This is a genomic window from Aminobacter sp. 01T433, assembly GCF_056398585.1.
This window is the reverse complement of record NZ_JBFTPR010000014.1, coordinates 119,672-136,658: the sequence shown is the minus strand read 5'-3', so window position 1 is coordinate 136,658 and position 16,987 is coordinate 119,672. Positions and strand designations below refer to the sequence as shown.

The following is a 16,987-nucleotide window of genomic DNA, read 5'->3' as shown; positions in this document are numbered from 1 at the left end:
CACCTCTAAGTTAGCATGTGGCGCGGCTTTGGTCAGCAACAGCCTATGGAGGCGGCATGAGCGTGCGCATCACGTTGACCGACACGCAGATGCCGCCATCGGAGCAATTCCTGGAATTCATCGACTCATGGCTCGCTGGCGTCGAATTCGACGGTTCGAGCTGGGCCGACTACGGGAAAGAACGGGCCGAGCGGCTCGGCCGCCGGATGTCGTCTGGCCTGGCGCACCAGCTGCACCAGCGCATTGCCGACAGTGAGGCCGGCATGCGTCACCTCGGCCGGGCATATGAACTGTTTGTGGCGTTGCTCATCGGGGACGTCGACGCGATCCGCGCCGTGCAGCAACGCTTCCGCTTTGTGCTCGTCGTCGGCGCGCCGCGCAGTGGGGGCAAATACCTGACCAAGGAGCTGTTTCGCGCAATTGGACACGAGCCGAGCCGGGTGCCTGCGGTGCTCGCCCATGACGGGTTCCCGGAGGCGGGGCCGTGGCGTTTCGACCGAGCCGGCACCACCTGGGTCGAAAGCTTGCACACCATGGCTGAGTACCTCACCATGGTTGAACTGTTCTTCGCCACAGCAAGCCAGCACGATGACCATATTTGGGTCCCGAAAAAGGCAACGAAGGCCGCCTATGCGCCTGGCCTGTTTCAATCAGTTCTCGGCGCCGGGGCGCAAGGCATCATCACGATCCGCCATCCAGTCCCGGCATGCATCTCGACGTATGAAACGGCTGGAGGCCTCCCGGCAGACAGCCGTTTCGTGCAACGCGGAAACATCGAACGCCTATGGGCCAGAGACCTGCTCAGTGGCGGGTTAGGCGAACACGAAGTTGCCGAGATGGACTATTTCGACGCTTACTTGCGCTACTGGGAAGACTATCACCTGCGCCTGGCAATGGGCGGGTCCAACATCACCCGACATTACCGGGTCGTAGCCTACGGGGCGGATCGGCTCATGGCTGAAGCGAAGCGAAATCGCGATCGCTTCGGAGCCTCATGCGCAGATATAGAAGGGTTCCATACCAATGATCGGAGCGGGCGCCATCCGGAGTGGAACGTGCGCGCAGCTTCAGCGATGCGGCGCGTCGGCGACCAGTGGGCGCGGGTGGGTATGACGTTTCCGCTCGAGGAGCTCTGCGAATGCTGGTGACGACGACCCGCTTTTTTTTCAGGGCGCAACGCGCAAAACGCGGTGCTCGACCAGTGTCGCGACCAAGCCGACCTTTTCTTCATCTGTGAGGGCGCCTGGCAGTTCGCGGACATAGAAAGAACCGGTGCGGGAAATGAACTCCAACGCGTCACGCGCGATGTCGCTGACCACAACGTCAATCCTGCCGCCAGGGCCCGCCAGGCACGCCATGCCCTCTTCGACCGACACGTGCGACTTGCCCGCAGTGTCGTTGATCACGCGGCGCGACAACGACACTGACTGGCCGTCCAGCCAGATGTCGGGCAATGGCTCGCCGAAGACGGATTCGTAGCGGACGCGAAATCCCTCGAAGGTTGAAGGCTTCAACTCCGTGCGTCCGGGCATCTCGGGTGCATTGCTTGGGTTATGATGCAGGTATTTTCCGAAATATCTGTGGCAAAAGTCGATGTACTGGCTGGTGAACAACACAAACTGATGCCACGCTTCGTCGACGCGCGTCGAGTACATGTTCCACGACACCTCCGAATCCGTAAAGGAAAGGATCAGGAATTTCCTTGCCTCGGCAAACAATGCCTCGCCTTCGTCGAGCGTGTCGACGATACGATCCTTGACCAGCTTCTCGATCAAGTAAGGAGCCGAGAAGCTTAGGACAGGTTCGTAGCTCGCCGGGTCAGCCGGCACGACGAGCGTCGGTTCCGAGCTCGTCACGGGCCAACCACCACCGACGGCATGGCCGCCACACTATTGCATGTCGACGTGCAACTGGGATGCGTTTCGCAGCTCGAGCAGGAACAGGACGCGCAGGTGCTCATCACCCGCGGCCGCAACTGGATGTTCAGCCGACCTCGCTGTACCTCGACAAGCCGGCCGGACACCGTTTGCTTCTCACCGCTGATCGCGGGAGATGCAAACCGGGCGCTGGATTGGCGCGGGCGACGCGCCGCGACAGTATTGACCTGATCGCCGTGACATATCACTTCTGCATCAGGTTTGACCCAAACCACCGTACCGCCATGCGGCAGCAACGTCTCCGGAGCTGCGGCCGACGCGACAATGTCGCTCTTGTTGATCTCGATGCTGAAACTCAGGTCGCCCAGAGACCGATAAAGCCTGACACGCCCTTTGTCTTTTTCCGGCCCGACATAACCGCGGAATGCTCGGACATTCGCGCCGGCTTCGAGCAGTCGACTGAGCAAAGGATGGGCACGAAGATGATTATTGTCAGACTGCTGACTGTTCATATCTGATCCTCACACTCGCCTGGATTTTGCCCCCAAGAGACTAAGGATAGCCTTGCCGATATATATACCAATACAGACGGCATGATAAGTAGATTTTGGCCGATTTATATTCAAGTAAATATCAGGCGAATGAGCAAATAAACTGCCACATCAATACGTTATTTTCTAATAAAAACGTCATTTACATAGATAAAATTTCAATATATCCGCCAAACGGCTTGGCATGTATGCGAGTTACAATCGGTCAATTCACAGAAAAGCTTTCCGAAAACTGCATATTCTTGATTGACGATTTTATCCGATCGATTCTTCACCTTATTCAGACATTAGTGATTATCACCAAGATGTGTATACTCTGCTGCATGCGCGACAATGCGCCGTCGCGCAGGTAGCGATCGAAGCCACCCCTGGCCAGTGCTCCGTATTTGATCCTAAAGATGCGCCCTATTGGCCGCATCGGGGGACGATGAGCCGTGCCGGCGCCCACCCGCGGAAACCCTGGCGGCTGGAGCCCAGGGGAAGGCCCGATAGTCCTATTGCTTCGGCGCAACGCATTGCTTGTCGCGGAACAGCGCCCATTCCTCGCAGATGCGTCCGTCAGGCAGGTGGCAATAGCCGACCGCGTTGCCGGTGCTGTCCTTGGTGATTTCGGAACGTCCGCCGATGTTGCCGCAATGAATCGATGCCGGGTTGGCCATGCCGATGGGCTTCTGCACCGGAGCAGCAGCAGCACCGATCATCACAAATGAAAGTGCGGCAAGGCCCGTCGCTGTTTTCACAAGCTGTCGCATCACACCCTCCAAAACAAAAAAGCCCGGGTTTTGCCCGGGCTTCTTTTAATCCATCCTCAGCTGTCGAGGAAGCTTCTGAGTTTGCGCGACCGGCTCGGATGCTTGAGCTTGCGCAGCGCCTTGGCCTCGATCTGGCGAATACGTTCGCGGGTGACCGAAAACTGCTGGCCGACCTCTTCGAGCGTATGGTCGGTGTTCATGCCGATGCCGAAACGCATGCGCAGCACGCGTTCCTCGCGCGGGGTGAGCGAAGCCAGCACGCGCGTGGTCGTTTCGCGCAGATTGGCCTGGATCGCCGCGTCGATCGGCAGGATCGCCATCTTGTCTTCGATGAAGTCGCCGAGGTGCGAATCCTCTTCGTCGCCGACTGGCGTTTCGAGCGAAATCGGCTCCTTGGCGATCTTCAGCACCTTGCGCACTTTTTCGAGCGGCATTGCGAGCTTTTCGGCCAGTTCTTCCGGCGTCGGCTCGCGGCCGATCTCGTGCAGCATCTGGCGCGACGTCCGGACGATCTTGTTGATCGTCTCGATCATGTGCACCGGAATGCGGATGGTGCGGGCCTGGTCGGCGATCGAACGCGTAATCGCCTGCCTGATCCACCATGTCGCATAGGTCGAGAACTTGTAGCCGCGACGGTACTCGAACTTGTCGACCGCCTTCATCAGGCCGATATTGCCCTCCTGGATCAGATCCAGGAACTGCAGGCCGCGGTTGGTGTATTTCTTGGCGATCGAGATGACGAGACGGAGGTTGGCTTCCACCATCTCCTTCTTGGCCATCGCTGCTTCGCGCTCGCCCTTCTGCACCTGATTGACGATCTTGCGGAATTCCAGGATCGAGATCGCCGTTTCGGTGGCGAGGTTCTGGATTTCAGCGCGCAGGTCGCGGATGGCGTCCTTTTCGTTCTTGGTGAACTCTTTCCAGCCACGGCTGGACAGGTTGGCGATCGAACGGGTCCAGTTCGGGTCGAGTTCCGAACCCTGGTACTCGCGCAGGAACTCCTCGCGGCGCACACCGTAGCTTTCGGCGAGACGCAGCAGTTTGCCTTCGTTCTGCACCAGGCGCTTGTTGATGTCGTAGAGCTGCTCGACAAGTGCCTCGATGCGGGCGTTGTTGAGCGACAGCGACTTCACCGCCTTGACGAGCTGGTCCTTCAGCTCCTTGAGGCGACGGTCCTGGCTCGGCGACAGCGTGCCGGCAGCAGCGAGACGGTTCTCGACCTGCTGGTCCTGCAGCTTGCGCAGCTTCTTGTAGGTGTCGGCGATGACGTCGAGGGTTTCCATGACCTGCGGACGCAGTTCCGCTTCCATGGCAGCCAGCGACAGGCTTGCCTCGTCATCTTCCTCGTCGTCTTCTTCGCCGCGGGTGTCGGCGCCGACATTGGTGATGTCGTCTTCTTCGTCGCGGCCGCCGCGACGCGGCTTGTCGTCTGTCTTGGCCTTGGCGTCTTCATCGATGCGCTCGACCACTGGCGCCTGCTTGGCCTCGGGGCCGGCATAGGTCGCTTCGAGATCGATGATCTCACGCAGCAGGATCTTTGCTTCGTTGAGTTCGTCGCGCCAGATGATGATGGCCTGGAAGGTCAGCGGGCTTTCGCACAGACCCGCGATCATCGTCTCGCGGCCGGCCTCGATGCGCTTGGCGATGGCGATTTCGCCCTCGCGCGACAAAAGCTCCACCGAACCCATTTCGCGCAGATACATGCGCACGGGATCGTCGGTGCGGTCGGTCGGCTCTTTTTTGGTCGTGGTCGCAGCAACAGCCGTGCCGGTCTGCTCGGCCAGCTCGTTGGCGTCTTCTTCGGCGTCCGACTCGCTCTTTTCGCCCTCGGCTTCTTCGCCCGTCTCGTCGTCCTCGACCACATTGATGCCCATATCGGAAAGCATCGACATAGTGTCTTCGATCTGTTCGGAGGTCACTTCCTCCGAGGGCAGCACCGAATTCAGCTCGTCCATAGTGACATAGCCGCGTTTCTTCGCGACTTTGATCATCTTCTTGACAGCGTCATCGGAAAGGTCGAGCAAAGGTCCGTCTGGGGCGCCTTCGCGTTCAGTCTCGACCTCTTCCTTTTCTTTTGTCGCCATTCTTCGCTTTCTCCAGGCGGCCCGTCAGCCGCTTAAACTCTTAGACAGTGCAAATCAGATGCGCTCATCGAACCTGCGCCTGAACTGCCAGTAGCTGCACCTGTGTTAAGTCCAGATTAACCGTGATATCTGTGGCGGAATATCTTCCTGTCCAGTGACAAGCGCCCCAATCCGCATTTTCAGGCCATCGACACGACTGGCGGCCCGGCCGCCGGTTAACTTTTTCGAATCGACCTGATTCCGTCATTCCGTCGGAAGGTCAAGCGCCTCTCGCATGATTCGCACCAAAAAAGCGAATCAAATACGGGATAATCGGTCCGCCGCGTCAGTTGCGACCGCTACGACCCGACGACACCCCGAAGCCTTCGATAAGCGCTTCGGTGGCCTGCACGTCATGAAACTGCGCCTGAACTTCCACCAGATGTCGGTAGTTTTCGTCGGTAGGATCGGTAGCCAGCGCGGCCTCGGCCTGTTTCAGCTCCTTATGTAAGGTGCGGGCGCTGCGGTGCAAGTGCAACGCCTGCGCGAAGGCGTCGCGGGCATCCTCGATCGCCGCATCCTCAAATGCCGTCCACTGCCGGGCGCGCCGCGCCAGCGCCACGGCACGCTCCCACATCTCGGCACAGGACGCGCGCTCGATCGCCGCCACCACCGCTTCGCGCGTATTGGCCTCGCCATGCGCCATGGCGTCGATCAGTACGGAATGCAGTTGCTTGAGTTCGCCGTGGCTGAGATCGAGGCGTTCGACATGCTCGAAATTCTCGTCGATCAGCGAGGGGTGATTGACAAGCGCCACCACGATGGCTGCCTCGCGCAATGGCATGATGCCACCGGCGCGTTTGACCATCGCCGAGCGCGCCAGGCTTTCAGACACGGCGAACCGGCCCGCCTTGGCGCCCGCGCCGCCGCCCTTGTTCCATTGCCCGCGCTCGCCACCCTTGTTGAACGACCCCTTGCCACCGCCCTGCCCTTGCTGGCGGCCGCGCTGGTTGCCGAAGAAATTCAGCACGCGTTCGCGCATCTCCTGCTGGTAGTGGTAGCGGACGCTCTCGTCCTTGATCCTGCCGGTCAGCTCGCGCAGCGTCTTTTCAAGCTCGGCGCGACGCTCGGGCGTGTCGAACAACCCGCCCGACGTCTCGCGCATCCAGATCAGCTCGGACAATGGCCGTGCGGCGGCAAGCACGGTGCGAAACGCCTCCGGTCCTTCGGCCTTGACCAGATCGTCGGGATCCTTGCCCTCCGGCAGCAGCGCAAAGCGCGCGGTGTGCCCCGGTGCCACCAGCGGCAGCACCATGTCGGCGGCGCGGTAGGCTGCCTTCAGGCCCGCCTTGTCGCCGTCGAAACACAACACCGGCTCGCCCGACATGCGCCATAACAGTTCGAGCTGGTTTTCGGTCAGCGCCGTGCCAAGCGGCGCCACGACATTGTCGAACCCGGCCTGGGCGAGTGCGATCACATCCATGTAGCCTTCGACCGCGATCACCGCTCCGCCCTTTTGCAGGGCCTTGCGGGCACGGGCGAAGTTGTAGAGCACATTGCCCTTGTGGAAGAGTTCGGTCTCCGGCGAGTTGAGATACTTGGCCGAGACCTCGGCCGACATGGCGCGCCCGCCAAAGGCGATGATGCGGCCGCGTGAATCCGGGATCGGGAACATGATGCGGTCGCGGAAGCGGTCGTAGGAAACCGGCACGTCCTCAAAGACGGTCAGCCCGCAGGCTTCCATCTGCGCCTTTTCGATGCCCTTGGACGCCAAAAACTCCTTGAGCGCGTTGCGGCTGTCGGGCGCGAAGCCGAGCCGGAACTGCTGCTGCGTTGCCGGCGAAAGCCCACGGTCGCGCAGATAGGCACGCCCCCTCGCCCCGTCAGCCGATTGCAGCCGGTCCTCGAAAAACTTGGTCGCCAGTTCCATGACGTCATGCAGCGAAGCTCGCTCGCGCTCGCGCCGTTCTTCCTGCGCGTCGCGCGCCGGCATCGGCACGCCGGCCATCTCGGCGACCCGCTCCACCGCCTCAGGGAAGGTCATGCCGTCGAGTTCGGTCAAGAAACGGAAGTGATCGCCCGAAACCCCGCAGCCAAAGCAATGATAACGGCCCTTGCGGTCCTCGCAGTGGAACGACGGCGACTTCTCGCCATGGAATGGGCAGCACGCCCAAAAATCGCCGCGTGGTACGTTGGTCTTCTTGCGGTCCCACGTCACGCGCAGGCCGACAACGGCCGAAATCAGCACGCGGTCGCGTATCTCGCTCAAAAATCCGTCGGAAAAGCGCATTGGGCCCTGCTTGTTTCATCCTGATATAGGCGCTCGCCCCGCCCGACACTAATCCTATTCGCCGTCATGCCCGCTGTTCACAGCTTGAATTCTGCGAAATACGATTGTATATACAATCCATACACGCTCGCCAATTATGGCAAATCAAAAGGAGACCCAAGATGTTAATGCGTCCAATATGCCATAGGTCAGGAACGTGGAAATGCAGTTCATCGAAAGCGTCGAAATCTCCGACTTCGAATGGGATGAGGGAAAACGCCTGAGGACACTCGACGAACGGCACATCGACTTCACGGACGCAGCAAATGCACTCCTTCTGCCGCATTTGGAGCAACCGTCGAACAGGAATGACGAAGTGCGGACGTTGGCCATCTGCCAGACTTCGAAACGCGTCATTGCAGCGGTCTACACGATGCGCAGCAGCGTGTGCCGTATCATTTCGGTAAGGCCGGCACGGAAAAATGAGCAAGCAACATATCGTCAAATATTCGGCGGATGAGATCCGCAAAAGAATAGCATCTGGCGAGAGCCAGAGCGACTGGGCACGCGTCGACGCCATGACCGACGCCGACATCGAAGCAGCGATGCGTTCGGATCCCGACTGGGCTGACCTTATCGACGTCGACTGGACGGACGCGGCTGTGGTGTACCCCCTACCCAAGCAGGCCATTTCGATCCGCCTGGACCAGGACGTGATCGACTTCTTCAAAGGCACCGGCAAGGGCTACCAGACCCGCATCAATGCAGTGCTGCGCCATTTCATGCGCGAGACCAAGAAAGACAAAAAAGGAGGCTGACCGTACACGGGCCGGATACGACACCTCTTGTCGCGATTGCACACGTGTGCAATATGGACGAATAATATTATCCGGCTAATCTAATCGGCATGGCCATGACAGTGATTCGTTTACGCGCCCAGACCATCGCGGTCGCCTCCTCAAACGCCCTTCGGTGCAGCCCTCTCAGGTGCAGCCCCCTCTGGTGCAGCCAATGAGCGGTTCGGTCGTCCTGCTCCATCTTGCCGGCGCGGTCGCCCTGCTGTTGTTTGCCACCCGCATGGTTCGCACCGGTGTCGAGCGCGCCTATGGCGACGTCCTGCGCCACAAGCTGCGCAACACCATGCGCAATCCGATCCTGGCCGTGCTTGCCGGCACCGCACTCGCCATAGCCTTCCAGAGTTCGACCGCCGTCACCTTGCTCGTCGGCTCCTTTGCCGGAGCCGGCATCGTCAGCGGCATTGCCGGCCAGCTCGCTGTGCGTGGCGCCGAAATCGGCTCGGCGCTGGTCATCAAGATCCTGACCTTCGACCTGACGCTTCTGGTGCCGCTCTGCCTCGTTGCCGGCACCACCATGTTCTTGGCAACCGACCGGCGTAGCTGGCAGCAGACCGGCCGCATCCTCGTTGGCATCGGCCTTCTGGTGCTGTCGCTCGAAATGGTCGGCCAGGCATCCGAGCCGCTGCGCGAAAGCAAGCTTTTGCCGGTCATCGTCGACTATTTCGCCGGCGATCCCGTCACCGCCTACCTGCTCGCCGCCGTCGTCACCTGGCTGTTCCATTCCTCGATCGCCGCCGTGCTTTTGATCGTCGCCCTTGCGGGCCGCGGCTTCGTTCCGCCCGAACTCGGCATCGTTCTGGTGCTCGGCGTCAACCTCGGCAGCTCGATCATCGCGCCTTTGCTTACGCGCAACGCCGAGCCAGCCGTCCGCGTCGTGCCCATCGGCAACCTGCTGATGCGCGGCGCTGGCTCGCTCGTCATGCTGGTTGCCTTCTTGTGGATCAAGCCGTCTGTCGCCTTCCTCGGTTCGACCGTGCCGGACCAGATCATCAACGCCCACATCTTGTTCAATTGCCTGATCCTGATCGCCGGCATTCCACTCGCCAAACTCGTCTACAGCGCCTCTGAAAAGATCGTGGCGCTCGGCGCCAAAGCCGACCCGGTCAAGGACATAGCGGTCGCCGAACTGAGCGCCCTCAACGAGGCCGCCCTCGACACGCCGTCTCTGGCTCTCGCCAACGCCACCCGCGAAGTGGTCCGCGTTTGCGAAACCGTCGAGATCATGCTCCAGCGCATCATCGAGCTGTATGAGAAGGCCGATGACGACAAGATCAAGGCGCTGGCCTCGCTCGACGATCGGGTCGACCGCAAGCATGCGGCGATCAAGCTCTACCTCGCCAAGGCCACCATCCGGCCGATGACCGAGGACGAGGCGCTACGTTGCCAGGAACTGCTTGGCGCCTGCGTCAAGCTCGAGCAGGTCGGCGACATCATCGTCCGCAACATGCTCGCCCATGTGCAGAAGAAACTCGATCGCGGCCTCGAATTCACACCCGAAGGCTGGCGCGAGCTTTCGAGCTTCCACGCCGCCGTCATGGCCAACGCGCGGCTTGCCTTCAACGTTCTGGTGTCGCGCGATCCCAATACCGCACGACAGCTCGTGCTCGAAAAAGACCGGCTGCGCGACGTCGAGAAAGCAACCAGTCAGAGCCATTTCCTGCGCCTGCGCGACGGCACCATCAAGAGCGTCGAGACAAGCTCGATCCACCTCGACACCATCCGCGACCTCAAGCAGATCAACTCGCTGCTCGCCTCGATGGCCTACCCGGTGCTCGAAGAGCAGGGCCTGCTCAGCGGTTCGCGACTGAAGGCGAGCTGAGCGGCAGCGATCGTCATCCTGGAAATCGTTTACCCGGCCGTCATCCCGGAAACCGAAGCGCAGCGCAGGTTATCCGGGATCCATTGACTGGAACATCGTCTGGCGCGGCCGGGTCCTCACCATGGCACACCTCGTCAATGATTCAGCAAACTCAGGACCCGGCCGCGCTCATCAATAGGTCCCGGGTCTCACTTCGTTCGCCCGGGATGACGACAGCGAGGGTCGCGACTCAAGGCAAGCATCACAATCAGGCGACGCTGGCCCCAGCGATAGGCCTTGCCTGCCAGCGATGACTTGGGTGAGGTTACCCCACCAGTTCAGGGGGATCAGCACATGGCCGCGCTCGACCAGAAAACTCTCATCGACGAGATGACCGCGTGGCGGCGCGATCTGCATGCCCATCCCGAATTCGGCTTCGAGGAAAAGTGCACCAGCGCGTTCGTCGCGGCCAAGCTCAGGGCGTTCGGCCTCGATGAGGTGGTCGAAGGTGTCGGCGGAACCGGCGTGGTCGGCACGCTGCGACGCGGTGCCGGCAACCGCGCCATCGCCCTCAGGGCCGACATGGACGCCCTGCGCATCGCCGAGCAGGCCCGCCATGGCTATTCCTCGCAAAATCCGGGCGTCATGCATGCCTGCGGCCATGACGGCCACACGGCAATGCTGTTGGGCGCAGCCAAGATGCTCGCCAGCGAAGGCGGCTTCGACGGCACGGTGCGTTTCATCTTCCAGCCGGCCGAGGAATGGGGCAAGGGTGCCCTTGCCATGCTCGACGACGGGCTGATGAGCCGCTTCCCCTTCGACGAGATTTTTGGCCTGCACAACATGCCCGGCCTGCCGGTTGGCCATTTCGAAACCCGCCCCGGACCGATCATGTCGGCGGAGGACAATTTCGAGATCGTGTTGCGCGGCCTTGGTGGCCATGCCGCGCGTCCGCATGGTGGGCGCGAGGTTCTTGTGGCCGCCTGCGCGCTGGTCACCAATCTGCAGACCATCGTTTCGCGCCGGTTGAGCCCGGCAGACATCTCGGTCGTGTCGGTCACCGAGCTTTTGACCGACGGCACCCGCAACGCCCTGCCCGGCTTCGCCCGCATCCTGGGCGACGCGCGCAGCTTCCGCCCCGAAGTCAGTGCTGAAATCGAAAAGCAGATGCGCGTCATCGCCGAAGGCACGGCACTGACCTACAACTGCACGGCCGAGGTGACCTACACCAGGGAGTTCGTGCCGTTGATCAACGACGCCGACGCTACCCAGGCCGCGCTTGAAGCAGCAGTGTCCGTTTTCGCCCCCCGCGCCATCAACGGCCAATGCGAGATCGTCACTGCATCTGAGGATTTCGCCCGCTTCCTCGACCATGTGCCAGGCTGCTTTGCCTATATCGGCAACGGCGAAGGCTCGGCGCCGCTCCACAACCCGTCATTCGACTTCAACGACGCCGCGTTGATCCACGGCGCACGCTTCCACGCAGCGATCACCCGCCAGCGTCTGCCGCAGGCCTGACAAAAAAACGCCCCGCGCTGAAGCCAGCCGGGGCGTCTTTTTTTGGTCACGCGGCCTGAGCCGGAAAAACCTACTGCAGCAGCTCCTTGACGATGCCGCTCGCCTTGCCGAAATCCATCTGGCCGGGATAGCGCTCCTTGAGCGCATTCATGATGCGGCCCATGTCGCGCAGGCCCTCGGCGCCAAGCTCGGCGATCACTTTTTGCGCCGCCTCGCGCACCGCCCCGTCTTCCATCTGCTTGGGCAGGAAGTCGGTGATGATGGTGATCTCATCGCGTTCCTGCGCGGCGAGCTCCAGCCTCGCGCCCTCCTCGAAGGCCTTGGCCGATTCTTGCCGCTGCTTGACCATCTTGGTCAGGATCTGCAGGATTTCGTCATCCGACACCGGGTCCTTGCCGGAACCGCGATGGGCGATATCGCGGTCCTGGATCGCAGCCTGGATCAGCCTGAGCGTCGATGTGCGGCGCTTGTCGCCGGCTTTCAATGCAGTCTTCAGCGCCTCGGCGAGTGTCTCGCGCATGGCCATTACTCCTGAACGTGTCGCAAACAATAACGCCGACCTGCCACAGTGGCAAACCGAATGACAATGGCCAACTTCCTGTTTTTGCTAGGAAAAATAATTAGCCGTGAATGCCGGCGCGGTCATTGACCACCCGCCGGCCTTCGCTTATTGTCCGCGCCTTGCAAGGACTAGTTTGTTTTGTGCACGGGGCTCGCCTGACGGCGGTCGTCCGTGCTTTTCGCTGCGCGATATGGCCCCTTGCGAGCCATTTTTCAAGTCGCGGCGCCCGTTACGCAGGAGCATCGCCATGGCCTCAGAGACCGCCCCCTGGGCAACCGAAGTGCCGACCGCCGTTCTGGTTCTGGCCGACGGAACGGTCATCACGGGCCGAGGCCTTGGCGCCACCGGCGCTGCGGTCGCCGAAGTCTGCTTCAACACAGCGCTCACCGGCTACCAGGAGGTCCTCACCGACCCTTCCTATGCCGGCCAGATCGTCACCTTCACCTTTCCGCATATCGGCAATATCGGCACCAACGATGAAGACATCGAGGACCTGAACCCGGCGGCCCGCTTCGGCGCGGTCGGCGCGGTGTTCAAGGCCGACGTCACCAACCCATCGAGCTATCGTGCCGCCGGTCATCTCGACCAGTGGCTGAAACGGCGCGGCATCGTTGCCATGTCGGGCGTCGACACCCGCGCGTTGACCGCACTGATCCGCGAAAAGGGCATGCCCAACGGTGTCATCGCGCATGCGCCCGACGGCAAGTTCGACCTCGACGATTTGAAGGCCCGCGCCCGCGCATGGTCGGGTCTCGTTGGCCTCGACCTCGCCAAGGAGGTCACATCTGGCCAGTCCTCCAGCTGGAACGAGACGCCCTGGGTCTGGAACGAAGGTTATGGCGAGCGCAACGAAGCCACCATGCATGTCGTTGCCATCGACTATGGCGTCAAGCGCAACATCCTGCGCCTACTCGCCGGCCTCGGCGCCAAGGTCACTGTCGTTCCGGCCAAGACTTCGGCCGAAGACATTCTGGCGATGAAGCCGGATGGCATCTTCCTGTCCAACGGCCCCGGCGACCCGGCAGCGACAGGCGAATATTCGGTGCCGGTCATCAAGGACCTGCTCAAGACCGAGCTGCCGGTCTTCGGCATCTGCCTCGGCCACCAGATGCTGGCGCTAGCCCTTGGCGGCAGGACCGAAAAGATGCATCAGGGCCATCACGGCGCCAACCATCCAGTCAAGGACCACACCACCGGCAAGGTTGAGATCGTGTCGATGAACCACGGCTTTGCGGTCGATGCCGAGTCGCTGCCCGACGGCGTCGAAGAGACCCACGTCTCCTTGTTCGACGGCTCGAATTGCGGAATTGCGCTCACCGGCCGCCCGGTGTTTTCGGTCCAGCACCATCCCGAGGCGTCGCCTGGCCCGCAGGATTCGCACTATCTCTTCCGCCGCTTCGTCAACCTGATCCGCGCCCGCCAGGGCGACCCGGCATTGGCCGAGCGCTGAGCGGCATCAACCTTCATGAAAAAGGCCCCGCATCGCGGGGCTTTTTTGTTGGACGGCTTGTTGGGGTTGCCGGCCCGCTGGGCGGCGGAAGATCAGCCAGAAACGAGTTCGCCGAGCAATTCTTCGAGCTGGTTCATGCTTTCCTGCGCGCCGGCTTCCATGCCCGAGGCGACCATGCCGTCACGGTCGTCGACGCTGTCGAAGCGGGTGATGCCGCTATACTGCGTCTTGCCGTCGATCTCCTCGAACCGATGCGTCTCGATGACCGTCTTGTCCTCGAACATGCCTTCGAGCGCGAAGGTGTTGACCAGTTTCTCCGGCTCGTCGACTTCGATGTACTTGCCGATGAAGGCAAACACCGTACCGTCGGGTGCCGTCTGCTCGAAGCGCCACTCCCCGCCAGGTCGAACGTCGAGCTTCACAACCTTTGTATTTCCCATGGCGCGCGATCCCCACCAGCGCGCCACGTGTTCCGGCTGCGTCCAGGCCCGCCATACCAGTGTGCGTGGCGCATCGAAGGTACGGGTCATACGGATGACGGGTTCGCCCTTGGGGGTTTCGACCAGCATCTTGTTCATGTCTGTTTCCTTTTGTTGGTGTCACTGCTTGTTGGTGTCGTCGCCGTGCTGCATGTCGGCGAGGTAAGCGTCGAGCTGGTCGAGATTGTCGCTCCACAGTTCGCGATAGGCGCCCACCCAGCCGTCGATGCCCTGAAGCGGGCCGGCCTGGAGCTTGCAATAGCGATACTGCGCGTCCTTCTCGCGGGAGATCAGGCCCGCGTTTTCGAGGACCTTGATGTGCTTCGACACGGCGGCCAGGCTCATGTCGTAGGGCGCGGCCAGTTCGCCGACGCTCGCCTGCCCCTGGACGAGTTGGGCCAGTATCGCGCGGCGCGTCGGATCAGCCAGAGCGGAAAAGGTAAGGGAGAGAGGATCGGTCATGCCATCATTCAACCTCTAAGTTATTAACTTATCGGTTGAATAGCATCGACAAAAAGGGTTGTCAACCACTTGGTTGAGGACATTCAAGAAGCCGAAGCGCAACGCTTTTACGCGTTGCGCCGCGAGGAAGACGCCTGCTTATTTCTTGCCTTGCGGATAAATGGTTTCGCCGCGCTTGAGCATCGCAACGAAGGTCTCGATCTTCTTCTTGCGCCCGGCTTCGGTCTTCATGTTGTGGGTGCGGAAGGCGAGCGCGAAACGGTTCTGCTCGCTAAGTTTGGCCAGCATTTCCGCAGCCTTCGGTTCGGCGTCGATCGCCGCCTGCAATTCGGCGGGGATCAACATGTCCTTGCCGCTCTTGTAGGCACGCTCCCAGCGTCCATCGGCCTTGGCCGCCTCGACCTGCTTGAGCCCGTGCTCGGTCATCCGGCCCTCAGTGATCAGGCGGGCGACATTGTCGACATTGATCTGGCTCCAGGTGCCTTTCTTGCCGCGCGGCGAGTAGCGCTGCAAAAAGCTCCTGTCGTCGAGCCCCTTGCGCACGCCGTCGATCCAGCCCCAGCACAGCACCATGTCGATAGCCTCCTTCGGCGTAATCGACTTGAGCCCCGTCCCCACCTTGTGGATCTTGATCCAGATCTCGTCTTGGCTGTCGTGGTGCTCGCCCAGCCAGTTGTAAAAACTCGCGGCATCGGCGAACTCGCGGACCTTGTTTGGATCGACATATACGGGCGCCATCAGATCACCTGCTCCACGTCAGCAACAAATCCGTCAGACAAGATGGCTCTCCTCTTTTCGATGCGCCTCGCCGCGAAGCCGGGTTTGCGAACACGACCACAACCAGCAAGCCGACATAGCCGGCTCAATCTGCATGCTCGCATCTCTTCATGCCAGTCTATCTCGCGGCTCAGGCCAAGTGCAGCAGACATCTTGCAGTGGCGCGTGCATCGGAACAACGCACGTCCCCAAGTAGAGACTGTGAGTGCAAGGCGAAACTGCCCAACCACAACCTCCATGCCTGACGTGCGGCTTCGACGTCATGCCTTCGTCTTTCCAGTTGGCATGCTTCCTGCTTTGCGACTGCTGCAGTGTTAGAGAAACGGTGGCGATCCATGGCATATGTGATAGATATCAATACGCGCGAACAGGTCGAACAACGCAAGGAAGGCCGGCGCCGCACGCTGAAAGGCGCAAAACTCTCATTTTTCGGCGGCTATTGCTCCTTCGAGGGCGTTGTTCGCAACATGTCCCAAAATGGCGCGAGGTTGGATTTTGGCGACACGACAGGTGTGCCAGCCGAGTTCAGCCTGGCCATCGCCGGAGAGGCAGCGAAGCGAACGGCACGCGTGTGCTGGTACTCGCCGACATCGGTAGGCGTACGTTTTCTGGAACAGTAGCGTTAGCTTTCTACCGCGCAGCCATGCGAACCATCAGGCGACCGGGTGCCCCTCGCTTGCCTCGAGGATGGCAAACCATTGCTGGCGCTCGAGCGTGATATCAAGCGCCTTGGCCAGTTGCGCCAGCCGCTCAGGCTTCATCGTGCCGAGCACCGGCACAAGCCGCGCCGGATGACGCAGCAGCCAGGCGATGGCGATCGTTGCGACATCATGGACGCCGGTCTCGGCTGCGACCACCGTCAGCGCCGCACGCACCTTGTGCTCGCGCGCACCGTCGCCAGTGAACAGCGAACCGCCGCCGAGCGGCGACCAGATCATCGGCGCGTAGCGCAGCCTTTGCGCGTGGTCGAAACGGCCATCGGTCAGTGCTGAGGTCTCCAGCACCGAATGCTCGATCTGGTTGGTGACAAGGGGAAATGGCAGCCGCGAGGCCAAGAGGTCGAATTGCTGCGGTGTGAAATTGGACACGCCGAACGCGCGCACCTTGCCAGCCGTCACCAGCCGCTCGAAGGCAGCGGCCATCTCGTCGGCATCCATCAGCGGATCGGGCCGATGGATCAGCACAAGGTCGAGATAATCAGTTCCAAGGTTCCTGAGCGAGCGTTCGACGGATGCGGTGATATGGGCAGCACCGGTGTCGTAGTGCTTCAGCCGGTTTTCCCGGCGGCTGGGCGACTTCAGCATGATGCCGCATTTGCTGATGAGCTCGATGCTGTCGCGCCTGCCCTTGAAGCGGGCAAGGCCCGCGCCAAAGGCTTCTTCGACCGCATAATCGCCATAGATGTCGGCATGGTCGAAACTGGTCAGGCCAAGGTCGATGGCCGTATCGATGAGCCGCGCCACAGCCTCGGCGCTCGGGCTTTGACCGTCCAGCAGGCGCCAGGCGCCGAACACCAGCCGCGAAAGCGACGGACCGCCAGGCACAAGTTCAATGCGTCGGGCGGAAACCATT

Annotated in this window: 17 protein-coding genes; 7 read left to right on the top strand and 10 right to left on the bottom strand. The window is 61.2% G+C overall.

The features are described from left to right. The first annotated feature begins 56 nt into the window (after nucleotides 1-56). On the top strand, nucleotides 57-1,148 hold the full coding sequence (locus AC1DLV_RS22500; protein WP_476836246.1) for a hypothetical protein: 1,092 nt from the start codon (nucleotides 57-59) through the stop codon (nucleotides 1,146-1,148). Nucleotides 1,149-1,166: 18 nt separating this feature from the next. Here AC1DLV_RS22500 and AC1DLV_RS22495 read toward each other — a convergent pair whose 3' ends face one another. From AC1DLV_RS22495 to dnaG, 5 genes are all read right to left on the bottom strand, one after another. Beyond that, on the bottom strand, nucleotides 1,167-1,856 hold the full coding sequence (locus tag AC1DLV_RS22495; protein ID WP_476802274.1) for a glycine-rich domain-containing protein: 690 nt from the start codon (nucleotides 1,854-1,856) through the stop codon (nucleotides 1,167-1,169). Next, nucleotides 1,853-2,389, bottom strand: a complete 537-nt coding sequence (locus AC1DLV_RS22490; RefSeq protein WP_476802273.1) for a hypothetical protein — start codon at nucleotides 2,387-2,389, stop codon at nucleotides 1,853-1,855. The genes AC1DLV_RS22495 and AC1DLV_RS22490 overlap by 4 nt, the downstream gene beginning before the upstream one ends. A gap of 533 nt (nucleotides 2,390-2,922) precedes the next feature. After that, complete coding sequence (locus tag AC1DLV_RS22485; RefSeq protein WP_476802272.1) at nucleotides 2,923-3,180, bottom strand: putative hemolysin; 258 nt, start codon at nucleotides 3,178-3,180, stop codon at nucleotides 2,923-2,925. 56 nt (nucleotides 3,181-3,236) lie between these two features. Next, nucleotides 3,237-5,264, bottom strand: a complete 2,028-nt coding sequence (rpoD, locus tag AC1DLV_RS22480) for an RNA polymerase sigma factor RpoD (protein WP_476802271.1) — start codon at nucleotides 5,262-5,264, stop codon at nucleotides 3,237-3,239. Nucleotides 5,265-5,589: 325 nt separating this feature from the next. Next, nucleotides 5,590-7,533, bottom strand: coding sequence for a DNA primase (gene dnaG / locus AC1DLV_RS22475; RefSeq protein WP_476802270.1), 1,944 nt, complete (start codon nucleotides 7,531-7,533; stop codon nucleotides 5,590-5,592). Nucleotides 7,534-7,735: 202 nt separating this feature from the next. Between dnaG and AC1DLV_RS22470 the strand changes: the two genes are divergently transcribed. The 4 genes from AC1DLV_RS22470 to AC1DLV_RS22455 all read left to right on the top strand — a co-directional run bounded on the left by AC1DLV_RS22470 (nucleotide 7,736) and on the right by AC1DLV_RS22455 (nucleotide 11,685). Next, complete coding sequence (locus AC1DLV_RS22470; protein WP_476802269.1) at nucleotides 7,736-8,032, top strand: BrnT family toxin; 297 nt, start codon at nucleotides 7,736-7,738, stop codon at nucleotides 8,030-8,032. Beyond that, nucleotides 7,995-8,330 carry a BrnA antitoxin family protein gene (locus AC1DLV_RS22465; protein ID WP_476802268.1) on the top strand — a complete coding sequence of 112 codons (336 nt, stop codon included), beginning with the start codon at nucleotides 7,995-7,997 and terminating at the stop codon, nucleotides 8,328-8,330. Before AC1DLV_RS22470 ends, AC1DLV_RS22465 begins: the two co-directional genes overlap by 38 nt. A gap of 193 nt (nucleotides 8,331-8,523) precedes the next feature. Then, nucleotides 8,524-10,188 (top strand): Na/Pi cotransporter family protein, encoded by a 1,665-nt coding sequence (locus tag AC1DLV_RS22460; protein ID WP_476802267.1) that lies wholly within the window; start codon nucleotides 8,524-8,526, stop codon nucleotides 10,186-10,188. 333 nt (nucleotides 10,189-10,521) lie between these two features. Then, the gene (locus tag AC1DLV_RS22455) at nucleotides 10,522-11,685 is read left to right on the top strand and encodes a M20 aminoacylase family protein (RefSeq protein WP_476802266.1); all 1,164 of its coding nucleotides are present in this window, start codon (nucleotides 10,522-10,524) and stop codon (nucleotides 11,683-11,685) included. A gap of 70 nt (nucleotides 11,686-11,755) precedes the next feature. Here the strand turns inward: AC1DLV_RS22455 and AC1DLV_RS22450 are convergent, their stop codons facing one another. Further along, a complete protein-coding gene (locus AC1DLV_RS22450) occupies nucleotides 11,756-12,205 on the bottom strand; it encodes a GatB/YqeY domain-containing protein (RefSeq protein ID WP_476802265.1) in 450 nt (149 codons plus the stop codon). A 289-nt stretch (nucleotides 12,206-12,494) separates the two neighbouring features. On the opposite strand from AC1DLV_RS22450, the gene carA reads away from it, so the two are divergent. Beyond that, nucleotides 12,495-13,697, top strand: coding sequence for a glutamine-hydrolyzing carbamoyl-phosphate synthase small subunit (carA, locus tag AC1DLV_RS22445; RefSeq protein WP_476802264.1), 1,203 nt, complete (start codon nucleotides 12,495-12,497; stop codon nucleotides 13,695-13,697). Nucleotides 13,698-13,789: 92 nt separating this feature from the next. Here the strand turns inward: carA and AC1DLV_RS22440 are convergent, their stop codons facing one another. The 3 genes from AC1DLV_RS22440 to AC1DLV_RS22430 form a co-directional block, all read right to left on the bottom strand. Next, nucleotides 13,790-14,275: an SRPBCC family protein gene (locus tag AC1DLV_RS22440; RefSeq protein WP_476802263.1), complete on the bottom strand. Its 486-nt coding sequence runs from the start codon at nucleotides 14,273-14,275 to the stop codon at nucleotides 13,790-13,792. A gap of 21 nt (nucleotides 14,276-14,296) precedes the next feature. Further along, a complete protein-coding gene (locus tag AC1DLV_RS22435) occupies nucleotides 14,297-14,638 on the bottom strand; it encodes an ArsR/SmtB family transcription factor (RefSeq protein WP_476802262.1) in 342 nt (113 codons plus the stop codon). A gap of 138 nt (nucleotides 14,639-14,776) precedes the next feature. Next, entirely contained in the window at nucleotides 14,777-15,376 is a 600-nt protein-coding gene (locus tag AC1DLV_RS22430) for a YdeI/OmpD-associated family protein (protein WP_476802261.1), read from the bottom strand. A gap of 374 nt (nucleotides 15,377-15,750) precedes the next feature. Between AC1DLV_RS22430 and AC1DLV_RS22425 the strand changes: the two genes are divergently transcribed. Further along, nucleotides 15,751-16,035 carry a PilZ domain-containing protein gene (locus AC1DLV_RS22425; protein ID WP_476802260.1) on the top strand — a complete coding sequence of 95 codons (285 nt, stop codon included), beginning with the start codon at nucleotides 15,751-15,753 and terminating at the stop codon, nucleotides 16,033-16,035. Nucleotides 16,036-16,068: 33 nt separating this feature from the next. On the opposite strand, the gene AC1DLV_RS22420 is transcribed toward AC1DLV_RS22425, so the two are convergent. Further along, a complete protein-coding gene (locus AC1DLV_RS22420) occupies nucleotides 16,069-16,986 on the bottom strand; it encodes an aldo/keto reductase (protein WP_476802259.1) in 918 nt (305 codons plus the stop codon). Between the last annotated feature and the right edge of the window lies 1 nt (nucleotide 16,987).

What these genes read in the sequence shown, in the direction of transcription:
- carA (WP_476802264.1), top strand. Translation starts at nt 12,495, where the DNA reads ATGGCCTCAGAGACCGCCCCCTGGGCAACCGAAGTGCCGACCGCCGTT.
- AC1DLV_RS22490 (WP_476802273.1), bottom strand. Translation starts at nt 2,389, where the DNA reads ATGAACAGTCAGCAGTCTGACAATAATCATCTTCGTGCCCATCCTTTG.
- dnaG (WP_476802270.1), bottom strand. Translation starts at nt 7,533, where the DNA reads ATGCGCTTTTCCGACGGATTTTTGAGCGAGATACGCGACCGCGTGCTG.
- AC1DLV_RS22450 (WP_476802265.1), bottom strand. Translation starts at nt 12,205, where the DNA reads ATGCGCGAGACACTCGCCGAGGCGCTGAAGACTGCATTGAAAGCCGGC.
- AC1DLV_RS22460 (WP_476802267.1), top strand. Translation starts at nt 8,524, where the DNA reads ATGAGCGGTTCGGTCGTCCTGCTCCATCTTGCCGGCGCGGTCGCCCTG.
- AC1DLV_RS22420 (WP_476802259.1), bottom strand. Translation starts at nt 16,986, where the DNA reads ATGGTTTCCGCCCGACGCATTGAACTTGTGCCTGGCGGTCCGTCGCTT.
- AC1DLV_RS22485 (WP_476802272.1), bottom strand. Translation starts at nt 3,180, where the DNA reads ATGCGACAGCTTGTGAAAACAGCGACGGGCCTTGCCGCACTTTCATTT.
- AC1DLV_RS22425 (WP_476802260.1), top strand. Translation starts at nt 15,751, where the DNA reads ATGGCATATGTGATAGATATCAATACGCGCGAACAGGTCGAACAACGC.
- AC1DLV_RS22465 (WP_476802268.1), top strand. Translation starts at nt 7,995, where the DNA reads ATGAGCAAGCAACATATCGTCAAATATTCGGCGGATGAGATCCGCAAA.
- AC1DLV_RS22435 (WP_476802262.1), bottom strand. Translation starts at nt 14,638, where the DNA reads ATGACCGATCCTCTCTCCCTTACCTTTTCCGCTCTGGCTGATCCGACG.
- rpoD (WP_476802271.1), bottom strand. Translation starts at nt 5,264, where the DNA reads ATGGCGACAAAAGAAAAGGAAGAGGTCGAGACTGAACGCGAAGGCGCC.
- AC1DLV_RS22470 (WP_476802269.1), top strand. Translation starts at nt 7,736, where the DNA reads ATGCAGTTCATCGAAAGCGTCGAAATCTCCGACTTCGAATGGGATGAG.
- AC1DLV_RS22455 (WP_476802266.1), top strand. Translation starts at nt 10,522, where the DNA reads ATGGCCGCGCTCGACCAGAAAACTCTCATCGACGAGATGACCGCGTGG.
- AC1DLV_RS22430 (WP_476802261.1), bottom strand. Translation starts at nt 15,376, where the DNA reads ATGGCGCCCGTATATGTCGATCCAAACAAGGTCCGCGAGTTCGCCGAT.
- AC1DLV_RS22500 (WP_476836246.1), top strand. Translation starts at nt 57, where the DNA reads ATGAGCGTGCGCATCACGTTGACCGACACGCAGATGCCGCCATCGGAG.
- AC1DLV_RS22440 (WP_476802263.1), bottom strand. Translation starts at nt 14,275, where the DNA reads ATGAACAAGATGCTGGTCGAAACCCCCAAGGGCGAACCCGTCATCCGT.